This is a genomic window from Caballeronia sp. AZ7_KS35, assembly GCF_023631045.1.
Lineage (GTDB): Bacteria > Pseudomonadota > Gammaproteobacteria > Burkholderiales > Burkholderiaceae > Caballeronia > Caballeronia zhejiangensis.
In genome coordinates this window covers 69,485-95,034 of the sequence record NZ_JALQDV010000028.1, presented here as the reverse complement: position 1 = coordinate 95,034, position 25,550 = coordinate 69,485, and the positions used below count along the sequence as shown (strand labels likewise).

The following is a 25,550-nucleotide window of genomic DNA, read 5'->3' as shown; positions in this document are numbered from 1 at the left end:
ATGGCCGCACGCCCTAGAATCCGACGCCGCGCCAACTGGCCGGACAACATGCACGAACCGCGCCCCGGGTATTACACCTGGCGCGACCCGCGCGACGGCAAGACGCATGTGCTTGGCCGCATGCCTCTCGCGCAGGCCATCCACGAATCGCAGGAAGCGAACATGATCGTCGAAGACGCGAAGCGCACTCGTACGCTTGCCGACCGTCTCACCGAAACGACCATGACCGTATCCGACCTCGTGAAACGCATGCCGACGGCCGGTCAGAAGCCAGAGACGATAAAGACACGCAGCTATATCGACGCGGCTATCGTTAAGGCTCTAGGCGACGTGCCGTGCGCCGAGTTGACTACGAAGCACGTTGCGGACTTGATCGAGCCGCTGATCGAATCGGATAAGCGCCGGTGGGCGCAGGTCGTTCGGAATCGGCTGGTGAGTGTTTGCAGGAGAGGATTGGCGCTCGGGTGGATGTCGTCGAACGTCGCGGCGGAAACCGAACGGCCACGGCCCAAGACAAAGCGGCAGCGACTGACGCTTGAGACTTTCCAAGCGATCTACGCGAAGGCGCCCGAAGTCGCGGACTGGCTTCAGAACGCGATGCTGCTTGCATTGGTGTCGGGGCAGGATCGATCGACGGTCGCGCGCTGGGAGCGCTCGTTTAGCAAAGGCGATGTCGTGCTGCTGCAGCGCTCGAAGACGTCGGTCAAGATCGAGATTCCACTGGCGCTTCGGCTGGATGCGATCGACATGTCGCTTGCCGACGTAATTGCGAGATGCAAGTCCACGCACGTCGTCAGCAAGTACCTCATCCACCATATTCGGAAGCGCAGCCGAGTCGAAGTTGGATCGCCAGTCAAGCTCGGCACCATCTCCAACGCTTTCGCCAGCGCTCGCACTTTGGCTGGCATCCCGGACGACGACAAAGCGCCAACCTTTCACGAGATCCGAAGTTTGGCCAAGCGCTTATACGAGGCGCAGGGAGGCGTGGACACCAAGGCGTTGCTTGGCCATATGACCGATCAGATGGCTGAGATGTACGCCGACAGCCGCGGCATTGCACCGATCAAGGTAACGATCGCACAAAAGAGTTCTGAACAAGTTTTGAACACTCGTTGAACAGGCGTAGGCGCGACAAGGGTTGGCGGGAGATCGCACGTACTTCGCGATGTACATACCGATGATGAGCGGCACCGCCGACGCAAAAATGCCCCACAGAAAGAGACTCACGCCGAGCTTCTGCAAGCCCGCGACGAAGCCCGGCCCCGCCGAAATCCCCACGACCGCGATAAAGACGTTCAGGCCGACTGAGTTCATGAACCAGATCGTCGGCGACGGAATGCGGCCGAACGTCGGATGGATCGCGCGCAGCCAGCCGAACACGATGCCCGCGATGAGCGCGCCGCCCGCCGTCGACAGCGTGAGCGGAATCGCGCCGACATGCAGCACGAGCGCGCCGATCAACGCGCCGAGCGTGATCGCGAGGCCGACGAACGCCATGTCGGCGGCGTCGGTCGGACGGTCGAGCACGCCGATCGCCTTCGCCGCCGCCGACGTGTCCTGCGTGCGGCCGACGAGCGTGATCGTGTCGCCCCGATGCAGCTTCGTGCTCGGCAGAATCGGTATCTGCGTTTCGGTCGCGCCGCGCTTGATCTTGCGCAGAAACACGCCGCGCGACGCGGGCATATGCGCGAGCTCCTGCAGCGTCTTGCCGTCGACGGCCTTGCTCGTCACGTAGATATCGACGCCTTCGATCGGCACGGCGAGCAGTTCGGCGTCGTCCACTTCGGTCGCGACGCCGCCGAGCAGATCGACGAGCAGCTCGCGCCGCCCGGAGACCGCGACGACATCGCCCGGTTGCAGCACGTCGTCGATCTTCGCTTCCTGAATGGTTCCGCCCCGCCGTATCCGCTCGATGAAGAGCCGCGCGCCTTCCGGCTCCAGCGCTTCGGCCTGCGCGACCGACATGCCCGCCGCGCGCCCGTGCTCGGCCACGCGATACGCGCGCAGTTCGAACTTGTGCCACGCCTGCCCCGCGCCGCCGAGATCGCCGCCGCCGCCGAGCGTCGCCTCGTATTCCTTGCAGGCCGCGACGAGGTCGATGTTGAGCAGCTTCGGCCCGAGCATCGCGAGAATCAGCGCGGAGCCGATCGTCCCGAAGATATAGGTCACGGCGTAGGCGGTCGGCATCGCGTCGAGCAGCGCCTTCGCCTGATCCGGCGGCAGGCCGAGCCGGTTGATGGCGTCGGTGGCAAGGCCCATCGAAGCGGAAATCGTCTGCGAGCCCGCGAACAGGCCCGCCGCCGAGCCGACGTCATAACCCGCGATCTTCGCCGCCGCGTAAGGCGCCGCGAGGCACAGCACGCACTGGATGACGGAGAAGATCGCCTGCGGCAAGCCGTCTTTCGCGATGCCGCGCACGAACTGCGGACCGACGCCGTAACCGACGGCGAACAGGAACATCAGAAAGAAGACCGATTTGACGTTCGACGAAATGGTGATGCCTAGTTGCCCGATGGCGATGGCCGCGAGCAAGGTCGCCGTCACGGCGCCGAGGCTGAAGCCGCGAAAGCTTTTTCCGCCGACCCAATAGCCGACGCCGAGCGACAGAAAGATGGCGATTTCAGGATAACTGCGCAGTGTTGCCGTAAGCCAGGACATAGGCACTCCTTTGCGGTATGAGCCGCTCGCACATCAGCGATGAAGGGAATGAATGATCCGAACGCCAGCAATACACTATTTGGTGCAGCTTTGAAACCATCAATGAAAACAGCGGCCGGAGCCGCTGTTTTCATCGAGACGCTAACTTCGACGCGTCTTATTCCGCCGTTTCGAGCAACGGGTAATCCGTATAGCCCTTCGCGCCCGGCGCATAGAACGTCGACGTGTCCCAGTTGTTGAGATCGGCATCGACTTCGAAGCGGCGCACCAGATCCGCATTCGCGATGAAGGGCTTGCCCCACGCGACGGCATCGGCGTCGCCGCGGGCGATGATCGCTTCGGCGCTGGCCTTCGTGAAGCCTTCGTTGGCGATATACACGCCGCCGAACGCCTTCTTCAATTGCGGCCCGAGGCTGTCGGCGGCTTCATGCTCGCGTGCCGCGATGAACGCGATCTTGCGGCGGCCCAGTTCACGCGCGACGTAACCGAAGGTCGCGGCGCGATCGCTGTCGCCCATCGTGTGCGAATCCGCGCGCGGTGCAAGATGCACGCCGACGCGATCCGCGCCCCAAACTTCGATAGCCTGATCGACGACTTCGAGCAGCAGGCGCGCACGATTTTCGATCGGGCCGCCGTAGGCGTCGGTACGCTTGTTCGTGCTGTCCTGCAGGAACTGGTCGAGCAGATAGCCGTTCGCGCCGTGCACTTCGACGCCGTCGAAGCCCGCGCGCTTCGCGTTTTCCGCGCCCTTGCGGTACGCCGCGACGACACCGGCGATTTCATCCAGTTCGAGCGCGCGCGGCGTCACGTACGGACGCTGCGGACGCACGAGGCTCACGTGTCCTCCCGCCGCGATCGCGCTCGGCGCGACCGGCAGTTCGCCATTCAAAAAGATCGGATCGGAAATGCGGCCGACGTGCCACAGTTGCAGGAAGATCTTGCCGCCCGCTTCGTGCACGGCCTTCGTGACGAGCTTCCAGCCTTCCACTTGCTCGTCGGACCAGATGCCCGGCGTGTCGGCATAGCCGACGCCTTGCGGCGTCACCGACGTCGCTTCGCTCAGAATCAGCCCCGCCGATGCGCGGTCTGCGTAGTACTGCGCCATCAACGCGTTCGGCACGCGTTCGACGCCCGCGCGCTGACGCGTGAGCGGCGCCATGATGATGCGGTTCTTCAACGTGAGTGCGCCAACTTTAAGCGGATCGAAAAGAGTCGACATGAATTGGATTCCTAATGAAATTGAAAGCAGACTTTCACCGAATGGCAAGCAAGCTCAGAGATTCCCGATGGAATCGCGAAACGCTTGAATGACCGCTTCGTCGCGCTTGAAGAACACCCACTGTCCAACGCGCTTCGTGGTGACGAGTCCGGCTTTGTGCAAGGTCGCGAGATGCGCCGAAACGGTGGACTGCGACATGCCGCAGCGCCCATCGATCTGACCCGCGCAAACGCCGTGCACGTGCGGCAATTCCTGATCAGGGAAATGCAGCTCGGGTTCCTTCAGCCATTCCAGAATCTCGCGGCGAAGGGGGTTGGCGAGGGCCTTGTGAATTGCGTCGATGTCCATTTCGTTGCTCGTGCGTCTGACGGACGGAACGTGCAGCCTGTTCCGAATCGTCTTGCTGCGAAGTATATATCGTAAATTTACGATATGCAAACCCCGCCGAATGCGTCGATGTGCGACATGCCGCCGCGCCGCGCCGTCTGGTACGCTCCCCGGTTTCATCGGCTGCAAGAAGACTGCACAACCCTTATGGATACTCCTTTCAATGAACGTGGCGTGACGCTTTCGCGCGCCGGACTCTCGGCGTCCGGTCAGATGATTCCGCTGCGCGATCTGCGCGCGGCGCGCGTCGTGATGATCCCGCGCCAGAAGCCTTTGCCGATCATCATCGCGCTGATCGGGCTGATCGTGCTCGGCGCGGGCATCTTCACCGGCTCGGGCGCGGCGCTCGTGCTCGGCGTGATGATCGTCGTCGTGGGTTATCTCACCTGGATCACGCAGGACGTGATCTATCAGTTGATGGTCGCGACGCCCGACGGCGAGCGCGAAGTGCTCATCACGAAGGATCAGGAATTCGCGGACAAGGTCGCGGCGCTCGTCGGCGAGGCGGTCGCGAAACATGCGGCGAGCGCAGGCGCGAAGTCATCGCAAGCCTGATCTTGATGCGCCGTTTACACGGCGGCGCGCTTCTTTAGCCCGGCCTTTAGGCGCGCGGCGCTAGAGTGCGGGCATCGCCACAACGAGCCGTCGCCGGACGGCTTCCATCGATGGATATCCGCACATTCGACTCGATCGCTCTTTCGCGCGTGGTCAACGGCGGCTCGCCGCGCCGCCGCGAAGCACGCCACTGCGTCGCGTTCGATCTCACCGTTCCGGGACTGGATTCGTCGGCCGCACGCGACATGCTCGCGTATGCGTTCGGCGCGGGCACGCAGGCTTATATCGTGGAGACGAGCCGCCTCCGCGATTGCACCACGCTCCATGTCGAGACCGATCGCGATGACATCGACGATGTCATCGGCACGCTCACCGCGCATTTTCCCAACGCAACGCTCGGCCGCGTGACGCGCATTACGCGCATCACACGGCGCTGAACGCGTCGTCAGGTGATCTGCAACGGCTCGACGTGCCAGATGTCGCGCGCATACTCCGCGATCGTGCGGTCCGACGAAAAAATGCCCATGCCCGCGACGTTCTCGATCGCGCTCCGCGTCCACGCATCCTTGTCGCGGTACTTGAGATCGACTTCGGTCTGCGTCTTGTCGAAGCTGTCGAAATCGGCGAGCACCATGTAGTGATCGCCCCAGTCCACGAGCGTATGGAAGATGTCGTAGAAACGGTGCGGCTCTTCCGGCGAGAAGTGCCCGAGTCGAATCTGGTCGAGCGCGACTTTCAGCTCCGCGTTTTCCTCGTAAATCTGCCGTGGCCGATAACCCGCCGCGCGCAACGATTCGATCTCGTCGGTCGTGTTGCCGAAGATGAAAATATTCTCGCGCCCCACGGCATCGCAGATCTCGATGTTCGCGCCATCGAGCGTGCCGATTGTCAGTGCGCCGTTCAACGCAAGCTTCATGTTGCCGGTGCCCGATGCTTCGGTGCCCGCCATCGAAATCTGCTCCGACAGATCCGCCGCCGGAATGATGAGCTCGGCCACGGAAACGCCGTAGTTCGGAATAAAGCCGACCTTCAGCCGATCGCCGATGAGCGGGTCCGTGTTGATCTTGCGGGACACATCGTTGATGAGCTTGATGATGTTCTTCGCCATCTTGTACGCGGACGCCGCCTTGCCCGCGAACATCACGACGCGCGGCGTCCAGTCCTGCTCCGGATTTTCGCGGATGCGGTTATAGCGCACGATCACATACAGGATGTTGAGCAATTGCCGCTTGTATTCGTGGATGCGCTTCACCTGCAGATCGAACAGCGCTTCCGGATTGATGATCGCGTTGGCGTCCCGTTTCGCGCGTTCCACGAGCCGCAGCTTGTTGGCGAACTTCGCATCGTGAAAGGCCTTGCAGAACTCCGGATCGTCACGCCATTCGCGCAGCCTGCCAAGCTCGAAGAGATCGGTGCGCCAGCGCGGCCCGAGCCGCTTGTCGATCAGCGATGACAGCGACGGACTCGCCTGCGCGAGCCATCGGCGCGGCGTGATGCCGTTCGTCACGTTCGTGAAGCGCTCCGGATACATGCGCGCGAAGTCGGAGAAGATGTTCTGCACCATCAGTTGCGAGTGCAGCTTCGATACGCCGTTCACCTTGTGACTCGCGACGATCGCGAGATGCGCCATGCGCACGCGCCGCTGGCCGAATTCATCGACGAGCGAGATGCGCCGAATCAGTTCGACATCGCGCCCGAACTTCTCGGTGACTTGCTTCAGGAACTGCGCGTTGATCTCGAAGATGATCTCCAGATGCCGCGGCAGCAAGCGTGCGAGCATCTCGACGTCCCATGTTTCGAGCGCTTCGGGCATCAGCGTGTGATTCGTGTAGGAGAACATCTGCTGCACGAGCTTCCACGCCTTGTCCCACGGCAGATGATGCCGATCGACGAGCAGGCGCATCAGCTCCGGAATCGCGAGCACCGGATGCGTGTCGTTCAGATGCACGGCGACCTTTTCCGCGAGCCGACCGAAGTGCGTATGCGTGCGCTGATAGCGGCGTATCAGATCCTGCATCGTCGCGGAGACGAAGAAGTATTCCTGACGCAGACGCAACTCGCGTCCGGCCTGAGTCGAGTCGTCGGGATACAAGAGACGCGACACATGTTCCGATGTGTTCTTCGCCTCCACCGCGCGCCGATAGTCGCCCTGATTGAACGCGGAGAGATCGAACTCGTCGGTTGCGCGCGCGGACCACAGGCGCAGCGTGTTGGTGGCCGTTGTCGCGAAGCCGGGAATGACCGTGTCGTAGGCCATCGCGTTGACGTGCTCGGTGTCGATCCAGTCGGTGCGATCGTCATGTTGCACCGTGCGCCCGCCGAAATGCACGGTGTACACGACTTCGGGCCGCGGAAACTCCCACGGATTGCCCGCGCGCAGCCAGTAATCGGGCATCTCGACCTGATTGCCGTCGACGATCGTCTGACGGAACATCCCGTATTCGTAACGGATGCCATAGCCGAAGCCCGGCACGCCGACCGTCGCCATCGAATCGAGGAAACAGGCCGCAAGGCGTCCGAGGCCGCCATTGCCGAGCGCGGCGTCCGGCTCGAGTTCCTCGAGCGCCGCGAGATCGACGCCCAAGCCGGCGAGCGCATCGCGCACTTCGTCGTAGATGCCTAGCGCGAGCAGCGCATTGCTGAAAGTTCTGCCGATGAGAAATTCCATCGACAGATAGTAGACGCGTTTCACGTCCTGTTCGTATTGGAGCCGCGTGGTGCGCATCCAGCGCGCGACGAGACGATCCCGCACGGCCAGTTCAGCGGCGTGAAGCCAGTCCCGCGGCTGCGCGGTGACTGCATCCTTGCCGACGCCGTACATCAGGCGGTTCGAGATGGAGCGCCTGAGCGCATCGACGGTACTGTTGAGCTGGTCGAATTCCAGATCGACGGATGTCATCGAAACCTCCGGTGTTTGCAACATATGCAACGACCGCGAAAGCCTGACGGGAGTTCAATCCGGACGCACCGAATTGGCGCCCTGCCCCGGTCTGGCGGGTGCGGACGTGCCTGAACGTGCAGGTTACGCCAGTTTTATTTTTTTTGGTATGACAAGGCGGAAACGGAGAGCGGCCCGCAAATTGCTAACGAAGAGCTTGCGGACAGATGATGGCATCGATATTTAGTTCGGATTCCGTATGTTTGTCATGCGATGGAGCGGCGTGGCGCGCGTGCGGCGATCAGCAGAAGCGCCGCGAGCGATACGCCCAGCAGAATCAGCGAGAGCGCGGACGCAGGCAGATAGTAACCGCGATTCACCTGCCCGACGACGACGATCGGCACCGTCGCGAATCCGGGCGGATACACGGTGAGCGTCGCGCCAAGTTCGCCGAGCGAGAGCGCGAAACCGAGCGCGAGGCTCGCGCGGATCGCGGGCACGAGTTGCGGCAATACCACGCGCGCGAGCACCATGCGCGGCGGCGCGCCGAGACTCGCGGCGGCTTCGCGCAGCGTCGTGAGCTCGGGGCGCAGCGCCGCGGCGGCGCATCGATAACAGAACGGCAACACGAGCGCGAGTTGCACGAGCACGACGATTGCGGCCGATCCCGACAGATCGAGCGGACGCTTGTGATACGCGATCAACACGGCGAGCCCGAGGACGACGCTCGGCACGCCGCTGCCCATCATCGCGACGGCATCGACGAGTGCGCCGAGACCGCGCCGGTCGCGTCCTTCCAGCGCGAGCGCGAGCCAGAGTCCCAGCGCGGTGCCGAGAAACGCGACGCCCAGGCCGACTTCGAGACTCGTCGCGACCGCATCGAGATCGCTCGATGAAAGACGCGCGAACCAGCGCGTGGAAAAACCATCGGGCAGGATCGTGCCGGACCAGTGCGACGCGACGCTCGACAACGCGACGACGATCACCGGCAGCACGAAGAGCCAGAAGCACAGCAACGCGAAGAGGCCCGTGAACGCATGACGCAGGAGCGCGCGAGGTCTGAACGCAGCAGCGATGAGTTGCATGTCAGCGCTCTCCCGAACGGCGACTCGTTTGCCGATTCACGCGTCGATACAACGCATAGAGCGATAGCGACATCAACAGCATCACGACCGAACCCGCGGCCGCGGTGGCCAGATCGAGGTCGACGGTCGCGGCGCTGTAGATCGCGATCGGCAAGGTGATCAGATGTGCGCTGCCGAGCACGAGCAGAATGCCGAACTCGTTCAACGTCAGCAGAAAGCAGAGGATCGTGCCTGCCGCGATGCCCGGCCACGCGAGCGGCAAGACGACTTTCGTCGCGACCATCCAGCCATCGGCGCCGAGGCTCTTTGCGGCTTCGACGAGCCGCATGTCGAGCGTCGCATACGATGCGAGCGTCGGACGCACGACGAACGGCGCATAGAACACGACCTCCGCGAGAATCACGCCGCCGATGCCGAAAAGGAAATCGAGCGGCGGCGCATCGAGCGAAAAGATCCGCTGCAGACCGATGCTCACCGAACCTTGCGAGCCGTATAGAAAGATCAGCGTGAACGCGACCAGAAACGACGGAAACGCGACGAACAATTCCAGAAAACGCGTGAGCAGGCGCGCGAGCGCGAACGGCCTGAAGAACAGCATCGATGCGAGCGCGACGCCGAGCAACGAAGCGATGCTCGCGCTCGCGAAGAGAATACCGAGCGTCGTGCCGATCATCCCGCGCGTTTCGGGGTTGCTGAAGAACGCGCTGTACGCGTGCAGCGAGAAACCGTGCGGCCCGGTCACACTCGACATGACGAGGCGCGCGAGCGGATACACCACGAGCGGCCCGAGCACGACGACGAGAATGAAGAGCAGATGCCACTGCGCCTTGCGCTCGCGGCGTTGCGCTTCTTTGGCGTGCGCTGCGAATTGCGCGGAGAGATAGGCGTCGCAGATGCCGCGTTCGTCGCGCGCGACGCTGTCAGGGACGAACAAGGACGACATCGTCAGCCTCGAAGCGAAGGGAAACGCGCGCGCCTTTGTCCGGCATGCGCGAATGGCCGCGCTGCGTCGTCACGAGCACGGGCTCGCCGGGCAACGCATCGAGCGCGACGGAAATGGAAAGCGCCGCGCCATACCATTCGACGGACGCGATCGTGCCATGCAGATGGCCTTCTCCCAACGGCGCGATCGCGAATCGTTCGGGACGAATGCACGCGAGACGTTCGCGCTCGTCGTGCCGCGCATCGCCGACGGGATACACCACGCGCGGCGGCAGCAAATTCGCGGCACCGAGATAGCGCGCGACGAACGCATCGTTGGGCGCGTCGTACAGCTCGCGCGGCGCACCGAGTTGCGCGATGCGGCCATCGCGCATCAGCAGCGTGCGGTCGGAGAGCACGAGCGCATCGTCCTGATCGTGCGTCACGCAGACGATCGTCAGATTCGGCAAGCGCTCATGCAACGCCTTCAGCTCGCTGCGCACCGAAGCGCGCAGATTCGCATCGAGCGCCGAGAGCGGCTCGTCGAGCAGCAGCACGTCCGGCTCGATGACGAGCGCGCGCGCCAGCGCCACGCGCTGCTGCATGCCGCCGGAAAGCTGCGCGGGCATGACGTGACCGGCATCGGAAAGCTGCACGAGCTTGAGCGCATCGGCGACGCGTCGCGCGATCTCGCCCGTCTTCAGCTTGCGTGCGCGCAAGCCGAACGCGACGTTGTCGAACACCGAGAAATGCGGGAACAGCGCATAGCTTTGGAACAGCAGCCCGAGATTGCGCTGATGCGGCGGCACGTGCGTGAGATCGCGGCCCGCGACGGCGAGCGTGCCCGCGAGCGCATCGGCCTTCACGAAGCCGGCGATGAAGCGCAGCAGCGTGGTCTTGCCGCATCCGCTTCGGCCGAGCACGGTGAGGAATTCGCCGCGTTCGATCCGAAGCGAGAGATCGTCGAGCACGGTACGCGTGCCGAAGCGCACCGTCAGACGATCGATGTGCACGCCCGGCGTTTGATCGACGCCGAACGCTTCCTTGGGGACGGCGCGCATCAGGACTTCGGCTTGACGACGTCGGTCTGCTTGCCGGTGTTGCCGATCACTTCGGTCTTCCAGCGCTCGGTCCAGCCCGCCTTCTTCTGCATGACTTCGTTCCAGTCGACGGGAATGAGCTTCACGCCGGAGATCGCCTGCTTGACGGCTTCGCCGTTCTTGCCGGCGAGCGGCACGTCGGTGCGGCCGGGGATGCCGTAGATATCGGGCACTTTCGACTGCACATCCGACGACATCAGATAGTCGATGAGCTTCTTGCCCGCCGCCTGATTCGGTCCGCTCTTGATGAGGCCGATTGCATACGGAAGCTGGAATGTGCTCGGCGCTTCGCCTGCCTTGTGCGACAGGAAGAGCGGCTTGATGGAGAGACCGCCGTTCGCGGCATCGTCGAGGTCCATTTGCAGATCGCCGTTCGCGAATGCGATCTCGTTACGCGAGAGCAGCACGTCGAGATAGCCCGTGCCCTTCGTATGGAACTTCGCGTGTTGTTCGAGATCCTTCAGGTAATTGAAAGCCTGGTCTTCGCCCATCAGCGCGGACGTCAGGATGATGACGGCCATGCCGTCGCCTGCCGTGGCTGGATTCGAGTATGCGATCTTGCCGGAGTAGTTCGGATGCAGGAGATCGGCGAAGGTCTTGGGCGCGGTTTTCGTGACTTCGGGATTGATCGCGAACGAGAAATAGTTGTTCACGAAGGTGGCCCATGCGCCGTCTTTTTCCTTCGCGATGGCGGGCACGTTCTTGTAGTTCACGCTCTGATACGGCTGCAGCAGGCCGCCTTGTTGCGCTTGCTGGATGAACGGCGGCAGCGTGACGAGGACGTCTGCTTTCGGCGAATCCTTTTCGACGGTCGCGCGGTTCACCACTTCGCCGCTGCCCGCCGTGACGATGTTGACCTTCACGCCTTCCTTCTTTTCGAATGCGGGAAGCACGTCCTTGTAGAGATTCTCGAGGCCATCGGCGGTGTAGAGGACGACGGCGTCGGCGGCGTGAGCGGGCATCGCGGCAAGCAGAGCAAACGCGGCGGCGAACGCCGGCAGCACAGTGCGCGCGAAGCGGGAATCGCGGGTCATGGTGGTCTCTCGTGTCGGGGATCGATGAAGGTCGGGGGCGACCTTCGACCCGGAATATTGCAGAGATGTGTGACATCGACGTGAAGGCGCCACGGGTTGCCACGTATTTGCATATTTCGCCAAGGGGCTTGTGGTTTGTTTTTAGCTCTCTGCTTTTAGCTCTCTGCTTTTAGCTCTCTGCTTTTAGCTCTGTGCTTTTTGCCGGATCCCGTTATGGTGTCGGTCTATTAGCACTGCCCCTGTGCGGGGCGGCACTCACTTTCTTTGCTGCTGCAAAGAAAGTAAGCAAAGAAAGCAGCTCGTCACGGCCCGCGGTCACACGCAATTTGGGTAGTTCTCTCGTCACAGGCGGCACTCGCCTAACGAGTGCCCTCAAACACCCAGTCGGGCTTGGCTCGCGCACGGTCTGCCGCCCGAAAACGTTAAGCGCGCTGGTTCAGCACGAAATAGCTTCGGCACAGCGCTACGCGCTGCCGCCGGGTCCGCAAGGGAAACCGGCGAGCGGCGAGTGCCGTGAGATGGAGACGTTAGTAGAGAAGCACATGCATCCCCGCTTGACCGGTCGGCCGCGAAGCGGGCCGGAGCTATTTGGTGCTGAACCCGTTTGTTGTGTGGTGCGATGACACAGACCGTGCGCGAGCCAAGCCCGATTAGGTGTTTGAGGGCACTCTTTAGGCAGCCCACGATCGACGAGAGGACTACCCAAATTGCGTGTGACCGCGGGCGTATCAGAAGCTGCTTTCTTTGCTTACTTTCTTTGCAGCAGCAAAGAAAGTAAGTGCCGCCCCGCACAGGGGCAACGCTAATAGACCACTAAGAAAACGGGATCCGGCGAAAAACCGGAGCCGACACGAAAACGAGACCCAGCGAAAGCGAACAACAAAAATCAAGCAACAACGACCTCAAGCCCCCGCGCGGCCAGCGCCCTTCGGACCCCCCGCTCAGGCAGAGCTTCACACACCAGAAACCGAACCGCCTCGAACCCGGCGATCCTAACTGGCAAAACCAGGCCGAACTTCGAGCAATCAGCAACCACGACCGGACACGCAGCAGACGCGATCATGCTCCCGCGCACCTCAGCGGCGAGCCGCGAATAATCCGTCAGATGCGCGTCATTCGTAATCCCCCCCGCCCCGACGAAAGCAAAATCCGCGTGATACTGCGCAAGCTGCTGAATGGTATCGAGCCCGAACGTCGCATCTTCGAGATCGGCGATCTCGCCACCCAGCAAAGTCACGCGATTGCCATTGCGCCGCGCCAGCAACATCGCGATACGCCAGTCGTTCGTATACACCGTCAGCCGATGCCGCTGCCCCAACGCACGCGCCACCGCCTGCGTCGTGCTTCCCGAATCGATGACGAGCGACGCCCCGTCCGGCACGAACGCCGCCGCGCGCACGCCGATCGCATGTTTCGCCGCCGCGTTCTCGGCTTCGCGCACATCGACGTGCGGCTCGCGCCGGTCGACCGATAACGCGCCGCCATGCGTCGTCGTCACGAGCCCGCGTCCGGCGAGCGCGTTAAGATCGCGCCGCACCGTCTCGCGCGACACCGACAACGCACGCACGAGATCCGCCACCGCGAGCGCGCCATGCTTGTCCAATTCGGAGAGGATGTACTGGTGACGTTGTTCGGCGAGCATCGTTCGATGAAGAAAGGCAAGGCGGCGTGTGGAGCTTAGCGGCCCTATGTGGCATTTCTCTGGCAAGCGCGATTCGTCAAGCCACGACGCGCAATGAATTCTTTCCCCCGGGTACGCAATCGACAAGCACGCCTCCGCTAGACTTAGTGCCTTATGCACGAGCTTTGAACGAGGCAACACGATGTACAAGAAAGGCGTGGTGATCGAAATCCAGTTCCCTCCCGAACGTCTGAACGACGCGGCTGGCGATCCCTACTGGATCGACCTCACACTCGACGAGGCAAAGCGCTTGCATGCGCAACTATCGCGGCGTTTCGAGGGCGAAGCGCGCGCCAATCAGCCGCTCGATACGTTCACCATCGAATGACGCGCCGCGCCGAAGTGCACGGTTAGACAAGACGCGCGCAAGCGTTCCGGCCGATACTGCGGCATTTCGTTTCGCCGCTTGCCTCACATGGTCTCGATTCTCGCCGCGCCCGTCTTCGTGTTTCTCTGGTCGACGGGTTTCATCGTCGCAAGGGCGATCACGCCCTACGTCGATCCGAATCTCTATTTGCTCGCGCGCTTCGGCGGCACGACGCTGCTGTTTCTCGCAATCGCCGTCGTCACGCGCGCGCCATGGCCGAAAGGCGGGGACATCGGCCGGCATCTGTTCGCCGGCGCGCTGCTGCAAGGCGTCTATCTCGGCGCGGGCTACTGGGCCGTCGCGCAAGGCATGGGTGCGGGCATCATGGCGCTGCTCGGCGCGCTGCAACCGCTTCTGACCGCCGCCGTCGCCGCGCGGCTCTTCGCTGAACGGCTCTCGCCGCGCGCATGGAGCGGGCTCGTGCTCGGCCTCTTCGGCGTCGCGCTCGTGCTCGCGCCGAAGATCGCGGCGAGCGGCGCGCCCGTCACGCACGCATCGTCCGGACACGCGCCGCAATGGCTCGTCGCGACGATCGCCGTGCTCGCCGTCGTCGCGATCACCGCGGGCACGCTGTATCAGAAGACTTCGCTCGCGCGCGCCGATATCCGCAGCGCCAGCGCGTTGCAGAACGCGGGCGCGACGATCGTCGCGCTCGTGCTCGTGATCGCGCTAGGCGAGCATCGCTTCATCGTCTCCACGACGACGTGGCTCGCGCTCGCGTGGGGCATCGTGATGCTCTCGGGCGTCGCGACGACGCTGCTCGTATGGATGGTCCGTCGCGGCGACGCATCGCGCGCGACCGCCCTGCTCTTTCTCGCGCCGCCGCTCGCCGCGCTCGAAAGCTATCTCGCATTCGGCGAGACGCTCGACGCGATGCAGCTCGCGGGCTTCGGCGTCGCGCTCGCGGGCGTGCTGCTCGCGCGCTCGAAATAGCACGCCCGGCACGCCTCAATCGACCGTGTCCGCGCCCGCCGGGATGTGCTCGCGCACCGCCTTGCCCGGACCCGGCGCCCACGCGGGCCGCGTCTTCCTTCCGGTATCGACGACGACGAGATAATGCCCCGCCCAGGGCGTCGTCTTGCGCGTGGCCTTCAGCACCCACATCGACTGGCCTTCGGATACGCGCGCCTCGTATTGCGCATCGAGAATGCCGTGATGATCGAAGAACGTGTTGAGCGTCGACGGAATCCGCACGCAGCCCTTCGAATGCCGCATGCCGAGCAGCGGCTCCAGTTTCTCGGGATCGGTGGCGTGCATCTGGAAGCGCATCGGCGACTTGCCGCCGTGGCCCCAGCCGCGCTCGCCTTCGGCCCAGCCGAAATCGTAGATACGCATGTCGCGCGCGCCGTAGCCGCGAATCTTGAACTCGTTGAGCGTGCCCTCGGCGCGAAAGTCCATGTTGCCCGGCACATGCTGGAAGACGCCGAGCGGCGTGAGGAAGTGATCGTAACTGCCGGGACGCCCCGTCGATACCGGCGATGCGCCGATCATCGACCACGCATCGTCGGCCTTCGCGCGGAAATAGACGAAGATCGCCTGCACGTTCGCGCTGCGATCGACCATCACGACGAATTCGTTGACGAGGCCGCCGTGACCGTCTTCTTCCAGCGTACGTTGCAGCAGACGGCCGTAGCCCTGCTGATCCGCGACGGGCACATTGAGCCGCCGATCGACTTCCTTCGCGAAGGTCTGCCGCATCGCATACGCGCCGGCCGGCTGCATGCCGCTGCGCTGGGCGAGATTCGGCTCGGGTGTTTCCGGCGGCAAGGGCACTTCGGGCACGGCCGCTTCCGATGCCGCGCTCGCCGCCGATGCCGCGCTGGCTGCGCTCGCCGCCGATGCAGCCGATGCAGCCGACGCCTCCGGAGCCGGTTGCGCGGGCATCGGCACGGGCATGGCGGGAAGCGCGCGCTCGGGCGCGCTCGCGGCTTGCGGAATGCTTGCGCCCTGCGGCATCGGCGGCACCGGGATAGAGCGGGCCACGGGCGCGACGGGCAACGCCGTCACGCGTCCCTGCGCGACCGCTCCCGATGCGCCCGAGGCCGCCTGAGGCTGCGCGCGAGCCGCCGTCGAGATCGAAAGAAGCGCGCCCGCCGCCGCGCACACGAGAAACCTTGCGCCGATCGGCGTCTTGTTCGTCCTGCTCTTTCCTGCCTGATGCATTGATTTGATTGATCCGCTCTGCCATTCGCCAACGGACGATCCACCGGATCGCCCGGTTCGAGCGGCCCATGCGCGAGACTGCGCGCATCGACAAAAAAGCCGGCGCGCACGACGCGCCGGCTTCGCCGCTACTTGAGGTTCGTCAACGGAAGCGCAGCAAAGTTCGTTCCGACCGCACGCGCGACGATGCGCGGCGCAGCGGAAACATCAATGCAGACGGATGGAGGCGTCGCCGGACGCGGAAGCCCGGGCACGCAAAGGTTCGTCGTGAAAGCGCTGATGGCACAGCTTCTGGGCGATCGCCTCGCCGATGTAAGGCACATCGGTCGCGAGCCTGGCGGTCGCGTAGGCGTGAGCGGTGCCCGCGCCGTGAACTTCGATGTCGCTCGCATACTGCCCGAGTTCGTGCTCGAGAAATCGCCGCACGTCGCGCGCGGCGCAGCGTTGAGGAAGATTCCAGACGAGCAGGTTCATCGCCGTCACCTTCTTGCGCGTGCGAAAACAGGCCGCCGGCTCTGCCTCGCGATCATCCGCGCCGCGAGCGTACCGACAACGAAGAGGGACACATACGCGAGCATCATGGCGACTCCAGGACTAATTTCGAGATAGCTCCATACTAATCCCGTTAATGGCGCGTGTGATGCGACATTCCGCCTATTTCAATAAATGTTCTAAATCGGACGGATAAGCCGAACGCATCGTTACAGGCCCGTACAGGTCATGCTGGAAAGATTCGGATACCGATTCGGCCAGTCGCCCGCCATTGCGGTTTGCGCTTCTTTCAGCGTCATGTCGCCGGTGCAGACGCAGCGCTTCAGGTACACCGCGAGCCGTTCCTTTCGGCGCTGGCCCTCGCGCCCTTCCCAGCGGCGCAGATCGAGATTCGCGGGCGAGTTGGGCGAGCCGCCGAGCAGCACCGGCATACGATGATCGAGCGCGTATTCCGACGCGAACGACGGATCGATGCTGCGCTGCTTGAGCAGCCGCTCCTTCTGACGCATCTGGATTTCAAACGACGGCAGCACGCGGTCGACGTAACCCGGAATGCAGATCGTATCGACGATGGTCGCCTGCGTGACGCGCGCATCGAGCCATTCGGCGCGCTGGGCGCGCGGCGTGCCGGGCACGCATGCGAGCATCGCGCAGCAGCACGCGAGCGCCGCGCGCGCGGCCCGGCGGGCGCGGCGCGCGCCCGGTTTCGGTTCCTCGGTGAACCCGGTATCCCTTCGACTCATGCGTTTCGTGCGCCATCGATCGCGGCCTCGGTCCGCCGCTTGTTTTCAAGATGATCGGAGGTTCAATTAAAGCACACGAAACGCGCGCCGCACGCGAAGAGTTGCTCGCGATCCGCGAAGCCGCGTCACGTCGACGCGCCGGACGCCGGACAAACCGATGCCGACGCCGCGTCGAGCGCCGCATCGAGCGCCTCGGCCGCCGCGACGAACGCCGCGAACGATGCCGCGATGCGCGCATCGTCCTCGCCGTTGCGATCGTCGTCGACCGCCAGTTCGCAGTCGCGCTGCAACGTGACGCACGCGCGCATGAACGACGCCGCGCCGATCACCGCCGCCGCGCCCTTCATGCGATGGGCGATGTCGCGCAGCAAGGCGTGGTCGTTGTCGGCGAACGCGGCGTGCGCACCGGCGAGATCGCTCGCGTTCGCGGATTTCAGCGTATCGACGAGCGTCCCGGCCTGCTCGCCGAAACCGGCGAGCAACGCCGCATTCAGAACCGGCTCGCCGGATTCGCGCGTCGCCGATGCGACCGGCGCTGCAACCGGCACGCGGCCGTCGCGCGTCGCGGCGAGCAAGGCCTCGCGCAGCGCGTCGAGGCCGAGCGGCTTCACGAGGCACGCGTTCATGCCCGATGCGACCGCGCGCAATGCCGCCTCGGGCTGCGCGTTCGCTGTCAGGCCGATGATCGGCACGGCGCGCGTCGCCGGATGCTTCGCTTCGTCCTCGCGAATCGTGCGGGCCAGTTCCTCGCCGCTCATTTCGGGCATCGAGCAGTCGGTCAGAATCACGTCGACGGCGTGCGGCGCGGCGCGCCAGCGTGCGAGCGCGCTCTTGCCGTCTACGGCCAGTTGCGCGACGCCGCCGAGCAGCCGGATTTGTCCGTCGAGCACGATGCGGTTCGCCGGATGATCGTCGACGACGAGCACGCGCAAGCCCGCAAGCGATACCGCCGATACGCCCGTCTCCACGGCCGGCGCATCGGCGGCGCACGCGACGGCATCCGCCTCGGGCAAATCGAGCCGCACGGTGAAGCGCGTGCCGCGCCCCGGCTCGCTCGCCAGCTCGATCGCGCCGCCCATCATCTCGACGAGCCGCTTGCTGATCGTGAGGCCGAGGCCGGTGCCACCGACGCTGCGCGCACGGCCATCGTGCGTCTGCACGAACGGCGTGAACAGCAGCGCCTGCTTCCCGGGCGCGATGCCGATGCCCGTATCGGACACCGCGAGCGTCACCGCGCGCCTGCCGTCCAGCGCCGGCGCGACGTCGTGTTCGAGCGTGACCGCGCCGGTATCGGTGAACTTGATCGCATTCGAGAGCAGATTGCCGACGATCTGCCGTAAACGCTGACCATCGGCAAGAATCCAGACGGGACCGTCGCCGGAAAGCCGCTTCACGACGAGCGCGATGCCCTTAGCGCGGGCGGCCGGCTCGTAGATCGCCGCGACGCCCGCGATCCACGATTCGAGCTCGAGCGGCGCGGGCGCGAGCACGAGGCGCTCGGCCTCGATCTTCGCGACGTCGAGCAGATCGTCGATCATGCCGAGCAGATCGCGCGCGGCGTGATGCGCGGTCGACAGCGCGCGCTTGGTCGCGGCGCGCTCGCCGGGCGCACGCAGCTCCATTTCCAGCAGGCCGAGCACGGCGTTCATCGGCGTGCGGATTTCGTGGCTCATCGTCGCGAGGAACGTCGATTTCGCGCGATTCGCCGTTTCCGCCTCTTCCTTCGCGGCGCGCATGGCGCGTTCGGCGGCGATCCGTCGCGCGATCTGCACGCGCAGCGTCAACGCCCAGCCCGCGAGCGCGAGCAAAAGCGCAATGCCGAGCAGCGCGCCCAGCTCGACTTGCGGACGGCGGCGCTCCCACATCATTTCGGGATGCTCGGCGAGCTTCCAGCGCGTGCGGATCGATTCGAGTTCCGGCGGCGGCAGGCTCGCGATCGCGCGATTCAGGATGCCGAGCAGCACCGGCTCGCCCGCACTGACGATGAGTCCGTGCGGAATCGGCTTCGTCGACAGCACGCCGCTGATCGTGAGCGTGCCGCGAAACGGATTGCCCACGGCGTAATTGGCGAAAGGCAGATCGGCGACGGCCGCATCGGCGTCGCCGTTGGCCACGGCGCGAAACGGACCGTCGAACGGTTTCGAATCGACGATGCGCGCTTGCGGCGCATCCTCGCGCACGAAGCTCAGGATCGGCCAATCGTGCGGAATCGCGATGCGCTTGCCGGCGAGCGCGGCGGCGTCGCGCAAGGGCGGACGGCCCACGGCGGTCACGATCGCAAAAATGCTTTCGCCCGTCGGCGTGGTCGCCTCGCCGCCGGGCAACGGCGACAACGCGCCGAGACTGAACGGCACGATCGCGGACGCGCCGCTCTTCAGATCGGCGCGCAACTGCGCCATCGACGTGCGTATGCGCGGCTCGAAGCGCAAGCCGGTCACGCGCGCGATCGCGTCGAGGATATCGACGGCGATGCCCGCCGCGTTGCCGCGCTGATCGCGGAACATCAGCGGCGCGGCCTGCGCGAGCATCGAATAATGCACGACGGGATGCGCCGCGATCCACGCTGCTTCCTCGCGCGTGAGCGGGATCGGCGTGTTGCGCGTGATCGCGGACGCCGCCGGCTGCCAGCGCTCGTGCGTCACGAGCGCGAAGCTCGGCGGCAATGCGGCGAGCGCATCGTCGACGCGCTTGCGCAGCGCATCGGCGTCGGCGCGTCCGGGCGCGAACGCGAAACTGTAGCCGCCTTCGTCGAAGGTCGCGAAACCGGTGATCGTCAGGTTCGGCAAATCGAAATGATCGATCGTGTACGAGGCCACGGTCATGTCGCCGACGAAGGCGTCCGCGTCGCCGAGCGACACCGCGAGCAGCGCGCCGGTCAGATCGGGATAAGCCACGGGTTCGAGCGATGGATACGCCGCGCGCAGACGCGCCGGCGACGTCTGCGCGGCCACGTAAGCAAGCCGATGCGTCGGCGGATGGGAATGGAGCGGCTCGACGTAGATCAGCTTCGTCGGCAGATACGGGCGGCTGAACGCGAGCGGTTCGCCGGCGTCTTCGCCTGTCGCGCCCGTCGCCATGTCGATGTCGCCGAGCCTGAGCGCCGCGATCATCGCCGGCCTGTCGGGAAAGAAGCGCCAGTCCGGATCGATTCCGAGCGCACTCGCGACGGCGTTCGCAAAATCGGCCGAGATGCCGCGCGGCAAGCCCGGCCGCGCCGAACAATGATTCACCGAATCGGCCATGTCGAGCGGCGGCGCCATGCCCGGCACCGCGCCGATCACGATGGACTCCTTCGCATGCGCAAACCCGCACGCGATGCAGAGCACACACGCGAGAACAGCGCACGCGCCCTGCCCGGCGCCGGCGCGATGCTGCGCTAGATTGAACACGTCACGCCCCGATGGACCCGAGTGCGGCTAGTGTCTCAAAAACACCCGGGCGCGTATATCGACGGCGTGACGCATGAAGCCGCGCTTCGTTGCGCGGCGCGAAACGCGCGTCAGGCGGGCACCGACTCCGCCTTTTGCGCGCGCGACCACACGCGATGCTTGCTCATCGCTTCGATGAAGCTCTTCAGCACGGCATTCGCGTCGCTGCCCACGGCGACGCCTTCCTCGCCGCCCGGCAGATGCGCGGCCGCGAGCAGGTCCTCGCCGTCGCCGATCGCGCCGATGGCCTTCAGATGCTTGAACGCTTCGAGCACGAAGTGACGCGCGTCGCCGGATTCCGACAGCGTCTTCGCGCTGTCCTTGCCGCCCGCGACGATCACGCCGTCGAACATGATCGACGGCATGCCGAGGATGGTCGCATCGGCCTCGATGCCTTGCGCGGGCGAGCCGAGCGTCGGCGAGATGACCTTTGCGTGCGCGCCCTCGGCTTTCAGCGCGTCCTGGACGGCCTTGATGCTCGCGGCATCGGCGCCAGGCGCGGCGAGAATGGCGACTTTGCGCGTCTTGATTGACGGCTTCGTTTTCGCGACGATCGACAGCGCCGGCGATTCCGTCACCGAAGACTTGCCGAGCTCGTCGGCATTCGCGTTCTTCTTCGGCGCGGGCAAGCCGAGATTCTCGGCGACGCGCGCGGCGAGCGTCTCATCGATGTTCGCGAGAATGCCGAGCTGGCGCTCGCGGATGTGCTTGCGCTCGACCTTCGACAACTCGAACGAATACGCGCCGACGATGTGATCCTTTTCCGGATCGGTCATGCTGTTCCAGAAGAGCGTGGCTTGCGAATAATGGTCCTTGAACGACGGGCTGCGCACGCGGATCTTCGAGCCTTCGACGCGCTCCGTGTAGCTTTCGAAGCCGCCGCCCGATGCGGCGGGCGGGGTTTCCTTCGGCCATCCGCCGTCGATGGAATTCGGCTCGTAGGACGCCTGTCCCTTGTCGATCGTCTGGCGATGCATCGCGTCGCGCTGACCGTTGGCGAGTGGCGCGAGTGGCCGGTTGATCGGAATTTCGTGGAAGTTCGGGCCGCCGAGCCGGCTGATCTGCGTGTCGGTGTAGGAGAACAGACGCCCTTGCAGCAGCGGATCGTTGGTGAAATCGATGCCCGGCACGATGTGCCCGGGGCAGAACGCGACCTGCTCGGTTTCGGCGAAGAAGTTGTCGGGATTGCGATTCAGCGTGAGCTTGCCGATCATCTTGAGCGGCACGAGCTCTTCGGGAATGATCTTGGTCGGATCGAGCAGATCGAAGTCGAACTTGTGTTCATCCTCTTCTTCGACGATCTGCACGCCAAGTTCCCATTCGGGATAGTCGCCGTTGTCGATCGCTTCCCACAGATCCCGCCGATGGAAGTCCGAATCCTTGCCCGCGAGTTTCTGCGCTTCGTCCCAGAGCAACGATGCGGAGCCGATCGTCGGCCGCCAGTGGAACTTGACGAAGCGTCCTTTGCCTTGCGCGTTGATGAAGCGGAAGGTGTGGATGCCGAAGCCTTCCATCGTGCGCAGGCTGCGGGGAATCGCGCGATCGGACATGGTCCAGAGCACCATGTGCGCCGATTCGGGCACGAGCGAGACGAAGTCCCAGAAGGTGTCGTGCGCGGATGCGCCTTGCGGCATTTCGTTGTGCGGCTCGGGTTTGACCGCGTGGACGAAGTCGGGGAACTTGATCGCGTCCTGAATGAAGAATACCGGCATGTTGTTGCCGACGAGATCGAAATTGCCTTCTTCGGTGTAGAACTTGACGGCGAAGCCGCGCACGTCGCGAACGGTATCGGCTGAGCCGCGCGAGCCTTGCACGGTCGAGAAGCGCACGTAGACGGGCGTTTCCTTCGACGGGTCTTGCAGGAAGGCGGCCTTCGTCAGTTCGGCCTGCGATTCGTACACCTTGAAGACGCCGTGAGCGGCCGAGCCTCGGGCGTGGACGATGCGTTCCGGAATGCGCTCGTGGTCGAAGTGCGTGATTTTTTCACGCATGATGAAGTCTTCGAGCAACGAAGGGCCGCGTTCGCCGGCGCGCAGGGTGTTCTGGTTATCGGCGATCTTGACGCCCTGGTTTGTCGTCAGGGCCTGGTTGGTCGCGTCGGAGCGGAACGTTTCGAGGGATTCGACTTTTTTGTTGGTGTTGCTCTGCGAGGGGGTGCGGGCTACGCCGCCTTCGGGCGGTTGCTTCTCCATTGCCATTTTTTTGCGGACTCCGGGGTTTGGGTGAGGACTTGCGGTCCTCTATCGCAATTGATGTTCCCGGGCGGGGGTGCTTTTCGCCGTGGTTGTTTTCGCCGGATCCCGTTTTCTTTGTGGTCTATTAGCATTGCCCCTGTGCGGGGCGGCAGTCACTTTCCTTGCTGTAGTCGCCGGATCCCGTTTTCTTAGCGGTCTATTAGCACTGCCCCTGTGCGGGGCGGCACTCACTTTCTTTGCTGCTGCAAAGAAAGTAAGCAAAGAAAGCAGCTTTTCAGGCCCGCGGTCACACGCAATTTGGGTAGTCCTCTCGTCCCAGGCGGCACTCGCCTAAAGAGTGCCCTCAAACACCTAATCGGGCTTGGCTCGCACACGGTCTGCCAACCAATAACTTCGAGGGCGCTGGTTCAGCACGAAACAGCATCGGCACAGCGCTACGCGCTGCCGCGGGGTGTGCAAGGGAAACCATCGGTTTGCGCGCGCAGTGCGATAAAGATGTTAGTAGCGAAGCACGCGCATTCCCGATTGACCGGTCCGCCGCGAAGCGGGCTGGAGCTATTTGGTGCTGAACCAGTTTGTTGTGTGGTGCGATGTGGCAGACCGTGCGCGAGCCAAGCCCGATGGGGCCTATGAGGGCACTCTTTAGGCAGCCCACGAACGACGAGAGGACTACCCAAATTGCGTGTGACCGCGGGCGTATCGGAAGCTGCTTTCTTTGCTTACTTTCTTTGCAGCAGCAAAGAAAGTAAGTGCCGCCCCGCACAGGGGCAGTGCTAATAGACCACTAAGAAAACGGGATCCGGCGAAAAACCGGAGCCGACACGAATACGGGATCCGGCGAAAAACCGGAGCCGACACGAATACGGGATCCGGCGACAACAAAACAAAAAACCCCCGAACCCCACCGCCTCGCGGTAAAAGCAAACCATCACCCCACCGGCGACAACGCCCCCAACTTATCCGCCGTAGTCTTCTGCAACGTAATGATCCGGCTCATAGCCGCATGATTCGTGGTCGCTTCGTCGTACATCTTCGCGAGATCCGCCTTGAGCTGCGTCCTCGATCCGCCATCGAGATAGACCATGTGTCCGGAAGGATAAAACGTCGCCGAAAGATTCTGCCGCACCGTCTTGTCGATCAGCGGCATCTGCTGCAAGTCGATGATCGTCTGATAGAACGGCGTCACGAAGTCGTACATCCCGTTGGCGGCCAGCACCTTCAGATCGACGTTCAGCGCCATCACCGCGGCGAGATCGCCCGCCGTGTAGAGAATGATGTTGCCCTTCGAATCCAGGCCCTTCTGTTCGCCCGTCGGGTCCGTATGCTTGAAGTCCCAGTTGAGGAACGCCTGATCGTTCAGGTCCGTGAACGACGACGTCGACGTGAACTTCAACTGCTCGTTCAGATAGCTGTTCCACATCGTCGTGTAGACGCCGCTCACCGCGGTCATCGTCGGATCGTTGCCGCCCGAATTCGGATCGATCTTGCCCGCGATGCCCGTCGATATCGCCGTCACGCGGCCATCGTAGGAGCCGAGCGATTCGCCCTTCGACTTCAAGAGCGTCGTGAGAAAAAGCGAATTCCCCCGGCTGTCGTAAGCCGCGATATCGAGACTCCACGCCAGCAACGTCGCGCGGTCGATGCCCGTGTATTCGGAGAGCTTCTCGACCACTTCATCGTCCGTCTGCGGAAATTTGCGCAGCGCGTTCAGATAATCCGTGCGCGAGAACTCCGCGACTTCCTCCACGAACGTCAGCAAGTTGGTCGGCGTCGGATGCACGCCGAGTTTCTTGTGATACCACGCGTCGGCGGCGGCGGTCGGCAACGCGCCGACAGGATTGCCCGCCTGCGCGTAATCGAGAATCGACGATTGCAGCGTGACGCCGTTCAAATCGATGCCGTCCTCATGCAGCTTGTACGCGAGCACGCAACTGCGCGCCGTGCCGTACGACTCGCCGAACAGAAACTTCGGCGAATTCCAGCGATTGTTCTTCGTCAGATAACGCTTGATGAACTGCGCGATCGACCCCGCATCCTGATCGACGCCCCAGAAATCGCGATTCTTGTTCGGCGCGATCGCCGCCGAATAGCCCGTGCCGACCGGATTGATGAAGATGAGATCGCTGCGGTCGAGCAGGCTGTCCGGGTTGTCTTCCATCTGATACGGCGCGGGCGGCGTGAAGCCCGGCATCGCCGTCTTGATGCGGCGCGGCGCGAACGAGCCGAGCAACACGAACACCGACGACGACCCCGGCCCGCCGTTATAGAAGAACGTCAGCGGACGCGCCTCTTCCTTCGCGCCGTCTTTCGTGAACGCGACGTAGAACATCTTCGCGCTCGGCTTCGAACTGCTCGGATCGACCGTGACGAGATGGCCGACCGTCGCCGTATAAGCGATCTTCGCGCCGCCGATCGTCACGCTGTGATGCGTGATCGCCGCGTTCTCGTCGGCCTCGGTCGCCGCGATGGCGTCGTCGGGACCGTTGCCGTACGCGACCGGATCGAAATACGGCTGATCCTTCTTCGCCGTCGTGGTCTTCTTCGGCGCTTTCTTCGCGGCGGCGGTCAAGGCCGGTTCTTCCGCGTTCGCAGGTTTGTCGCTCGCTGCCAGTGGATCGGAGTTCATCGTGATCGCTCCAGAATC

General features: G+C 63.9%; 19 protein-coding genes and 1 pseudogene. 5 read left to right on the top strand and 15 right to left on the bottom strand.

The features are described 5' to 3' along the window. A pseudogene (locus NCT05_RS37245) lies at positions 1–987 on the top strand (phage integrase Arm DNA-binding domain-containing protein); the annotation flags it as partial. Here the strand turns inward: NCT05_RS37245 and aspT are convergent. From aspT to NCT05_RS17420, 3 genes are all read right to left on the bottom strand, one after another. Next, the gene (gene aspT / locus NCT05_RS17430) at positions 964–2,658 is read right to left on the bottom strand and encodes an aspartate-alanine antiporter (RefSeq protein ID WP_250502785.1); all 1,695 of its coding nucleotides are present in this window, start codon (positions 2,656–2,658) and stop codon (positions 964–966) included. The pseudogene NCT05_RS37245 and the gene aspT sit on opposite strands and share 24 nt — an antisense overlap. Positions 2,659–2,815: 157 nt before the next feature. Then, entirely contained in the window at positions 2,816–3,877 is a 1,062-nt protein-coding gene (locus NCT05_RS17425) for an alkene reductase (RefSeq protein WP_008353785.1), read from the bottom strand. 54 nt (positions 3,878–3,931) lie between these two features. Next, positions 3,932–4,225, bottom strand: coding sequence for an ArsR/SmtB family transcription factor (locus NCT05_RS17420; protein ID WP_008353786.1), 294 nt, complete (start codon positions 4,223–4,225; stop codon positions 3,932–3,934). Positions 4,226–4,411: 186 nt separating this feature from the next. On the opposite strand from NCT05_RS17420, the gene NCT05_RS17415 reads away from it, so the two are divergent. Both NCT05_RS17415 and NCT05_RS17410 read left to right on the top strand, forming a co-directional pair. Next, on the top strand, positions 4,412–4,819 hold the full coding sequence (locus NCT05_RS17415; RefSeq protein ID WP_008353787.1) for a DUF6232 family protein: 408 nt from the start codon (positions 4,412–4,414) through the stop codon (positions 4,817–4,819). A gap of 110 nt (positions 4,820–4,929) precedes the next feature. After that, on the top strand, positions 4,930–5,256 hold the full coding sequence (locus tag NCT05_RS17410) for a hypothetical protein (protein ID WP_175979138.1): 327 nt from the start codon (positions 4,930–4,932) through the stop codon (positions 5,254–5,256). An 8-nt stretch (positions 5,257–5,264) separates the two neighbouring features. Here the strand turns inward: NCT05_RS17410 and NCT05_RS17405 are convergent, their stop codons facing one another. The 6 genes from NCT05_RS17405 to NCT05_RS17380 all read right to left on the bottom strand — a co-directional run bounded on the left by NCT05_RS17405 (position 5,265) and on the right by NCT05_RS17380 (position 13,479). Further along, entirely contained in the window at positions 5,265–7,718 is a 2,454-nt protein-coding gene (locus NCT05_RS17405) for a glycogen/starch/alpha-glucan phosphorylase (RefSeq protein ID WP_008353789.1), read from the bottom strand. A gap of 245 nt (positions 7,719–7,963) precedes the next feature. Then, on the bottom strand, positions 7,964–8,782 hold the full coding sequence (gene phnV / locus NCT05_RS17400) for a 2-aminoethylphosphonate ABC transport system, membrane component PhnV (protein ID WP_175979137.1): 819 nt from the start codon (positions 8,780–8,782) through the stop codon (positions 7,964–7,966). A 1-nt stretch (position 8,783) separates the two neighbouring features. After that, positions 8,784–9,725, bottom strand: coding sequence for a 2-aminoethylphosphonate ABC transporter permease subunit (locus NCT05_RS17395; RefSeq protein WP_175979136.1), 942 nt, complete (start codon positions 9,723–9,725; stop codon positions 8,784–8,786). After that, a complete protein-coding gene (gene phnT, locus NCT05_RS17390) occupies positions 9,703–10,764 on the bottom strand; it encodes a 2-aminoethylphosphonate ABC transport system ATP-binding subunit PhnT (protein ID WP_250502784.1) in 1,062 nt (353 codons plus the stop codon). The genes NCT05_RS17395 and phnT overlap by 23 nt, the downstream gene beginning before the upstream one ends. Beyond that, positions 10,764–11,837, bottom strand: a complete 1,074-nt coding sequence (gene phnS / locus NCT05_RS17385) for a 2-aminoethylphosphonate ABC transporter substrate-binding protein (RefSeq protein ID WP_250435564.1) — start codon at positions 11,835–11,837, stop codon at positions 10,764–10,766. Before phnS ends, phnT begins: the two co-directional genes overlap by 1 nt. Before the next feature lie 886 nt (positions 11,838–12,723). Next, complete coding sequence (locus NCT05_RS17380; RefSeq protein WP_250458928.1) at positions 12,724–13,479, bottom strand: DeoR/GlpR family DNA-binding transcription regulator; 756 nt, start codon at positions 13,477–13,479, stop codon at positions 12,724–12,726. A 181-nt stretch (positions 13,480–13,660) separates the two neighbouring features. Here NCT05_RS17380 and NCT05_RS17375 point away from each other — a divergent pair, with 181 nt between their 5' ends. After that, positions 13,661–13,846: a hypothetical protein gene (locus tag NCT05_RS17375; RefSeq protein WP_008353795.1), complete on the top strand. Its 186-nt coding sequence runs from the start codon at positions 13,661–13,663 to the stop codon at positions 13,844–13,846. Between the two features lie 87 nt (positions 13,847–13,933). Continuing rightward, positions 13,934–14,818, top strand: coding sequence for a DMT family transporter (locus NCT05_RS17370; RefSeq protein WP_250502783.1), 885 nt, complete (start codon positions 13,934–13,936; stop codon positions 14,816–14,818). A gap of 15 nt (positions 14,819–14,833) precedes the next feature. Here the strand turns inward: NCT05_RS17370 and NCT05_RS17365 are convergent, their stop codons facing one another. The 6 genes from NCT05_RS17365 to NCT05_RS17340 all read right to left on the bottom strand — a co-directional run bounded on the left by NCT05_RS17365 (position 14,834) and on the right by NCT05_RS17340 (position 25,532). After that, on the bottom strand, positions 14,834–16,048 hold the full coding sequence (locus tag NCT05_RS17365) for a L,D-transpeptidase (protein WP_250502782.1): 1,215 nt from the start codon (positions 16,046–16,048) through the stop codon (positions 14,834–14,836). A 207-nt stretch (positions 16,049–16,255) separates the two neighbouring features. Then, the gene (locus NCT05_RS17360) at positions 16,256–16,522 is read right to left on the bottom strand and encodes a hypothetical protein (RefSeq protein WP_008353799.1); all 267 of its coding nucleotides are present in this window, start codon (positions 16,520–16,522) and stop codon (positions 16,256–16,258) included. A gap of 227 nt (positions 16,523–16,749) precedes the next feature. After that, positions 16,750–17,283 carry a hypothetical protein gene (locus tag NCT05_RS17355; protein ID WP_008353800.1) on the bottom strand — a complete coding sequence of 178 codons (534 nt, stop codon included), beginning with the start codon at positions 17,281–17,283 and terminating at the stop codon, positions 16,750–16,752. 125 nt (positions 17,284–17,408) lie between these two features. Further along, on the bottom strand, positions 17,409–20,672 hold the full coding sequence (locus NCT05_RS17350) for an ATP-binding protein (RefSeq protein WP_250502781.1): 3,264 nt from the start codon (positions 20,670–20,672) through the stop codon (positions 17,409–17,411). 110 nt (positions 20,673–20,782) lie between these two features. Beyond that, positions 20,783–22,903, bottom strand: coding sequence for a catalase HPII (gene katE, locus NCT05_RS17345; protein ID WP_250502780.1), 2,121 nt, complete (start codon positions 22,901–22,903; stop codon positions 20,783–20,785). A 931-nt stretch (positions 22,904–23,834) separates the two neighbouring features. Next, positions 23,835–25,532, bottom strand: coding sequence for a S10 family peptidase (locus NCT05_RS17340; RefSeq protein WP_175979130.1), 1,698 nt, complete (start codon positions 25,530–25,532; stop codon positions 23,835–23,837). Positions 25,533–25,550 lie beyond the last annotated feature (18 nt).

What these genes read in the sequence shown, in the direction of transcription:
- aspT (WP_250502785.1), bottom strand. Translation starts at nt 2,658, where the DNA reads ATGTCCTGGCTTACGGCAACACTGCGCAGTTATCCTGAAATCGCCATC.
- NCT05_RS17425 (WP_008353785.1), bottom strand. Translation starts at nt 3,877, where the DNA reads ATGTCGACTCTTTTCGATCCGCTTAAAGTTGGCGCACTCACGTTGAAG.
- NCT05_RS17420 (WP_008353786.1), bottom strand. Translation starts at nt 4,225, where the DNA reads ATGGACATCGACGCAATTCACAAGGCCCTCGCCAACCCCCTTCGCCGC.
- NCT05_RS17415 (WP_008353787.1), top strand. Translation starts at nt 4,412, where the DNA reads ATGGATACTCCTTTCAATGAACGTGGCGTGACGCTTTCGCGCGCCGGA.
- NCT05_RS17410 (WP_175979138.1), top strand. Translation starts at nt 4,930, where the DNA reads ATGGATATCCGCACATTCGACTCGATCGCTCTTTCGCGCGTGGTCAAC.
- NCT05_RS17405 (WP_008353789.1), bottom strand. Translation starts at nt 7,718, where the DNA reads ATGACATCCGTCGATCTGGAATTCGACCAGCTCAACAGTACCGTCGAT.
- phnV (WP_175979137.1), bottom strand. Translation starts at nt 8,782, where the DNA reads ATGCAACTCATCGCTGCTGCGTTCAGACCTCGCGCGCTCCTGCGTCAT.
- NCT05_RS17395 (WP_175979136.1), bottom strand. Translation starts at nt 9,725, where the DNA reads ATGTCGTCCTTGTTCGTCCCTGACAGCGTCGCGCGCGACGAACGCGGC.
- phnT (WP_250502784.1), bottom strand. Translation starts at nt 10,764, where the DNA reads ATGCGCGCCGTCCCCAAGGAAGCGTTCGGCGTCGATCAAACGCCGGGC.
- phnS (WP_250435564.1), bottom strand. Translation starts at nt 11,837, where the DNA reads ATGACCCGCGATTCCCGCTTCGCGCGCACTGTGCTGCCGGCGTTCGCC.
- NCT05_RS17380 (WP_250458928.1), bottom strand. Translation starts at nt 13,479, where the DNA reads ATGCTCGCCGAACAACGTCACCAGTACATCCTCTCCGAATTGGACAAG.
- NCT05_RS17375 (WP_008353795.1), top strand. Translation starts at nt 13,661, where the DNA reads ATGTACAAGAAAGGCGTGGTGATCGAAATCCAGTTCCCTCCCGAACGT.
- NCT05_RS17370 (WP_250502783.1), top strand. Translation starts at nt 13,934, where the DNA reads ATGGTCTCGATTCTCGCCGCGCCCGTCTTCGTGTTTCTCTGGTCGACG.
- NCT05_RS17365 (WP_250502782.1), bottom strand. Translation starts at nt 16,048, where the DNA reads ATGCATCAGGCAGGAAAGAGCAGGACGAACAAGACGCCGATCGGCGCA.
- NCT05_RS17360 (WP_008353799.1), bottom strand. Translation starts at nt 16,522, where the DNA reads ATGAACCTGCTCGTCTGGAATCTTCCTCAACGCTGCGCCGCGCGCGAC.
- NCT05_RS17355 (WP_008353800.1), bottom strand. Translation starts at nt 17,283, where the DNA reads ATGAGTCGAAGGGATACCGGGTTCACCGAGGAACCGAAACCGGGCGCG.
- katE (WP_250502780.1), bottom strand. Translation starts at nt 22,903, where the DNA reads ATGGAGAAGCAACCGCCCGAAGGCGGCGTAGCCCGCACCCCCTCGCAG.
- NCT05_RS17340 (WP_175979130.1), bottom strand. Translation starts at nt 25,532, where the DNA reads ATGAACTCCGATCCACTGGCAGCGAGCGACAAACCTGCGAACGCGGAA.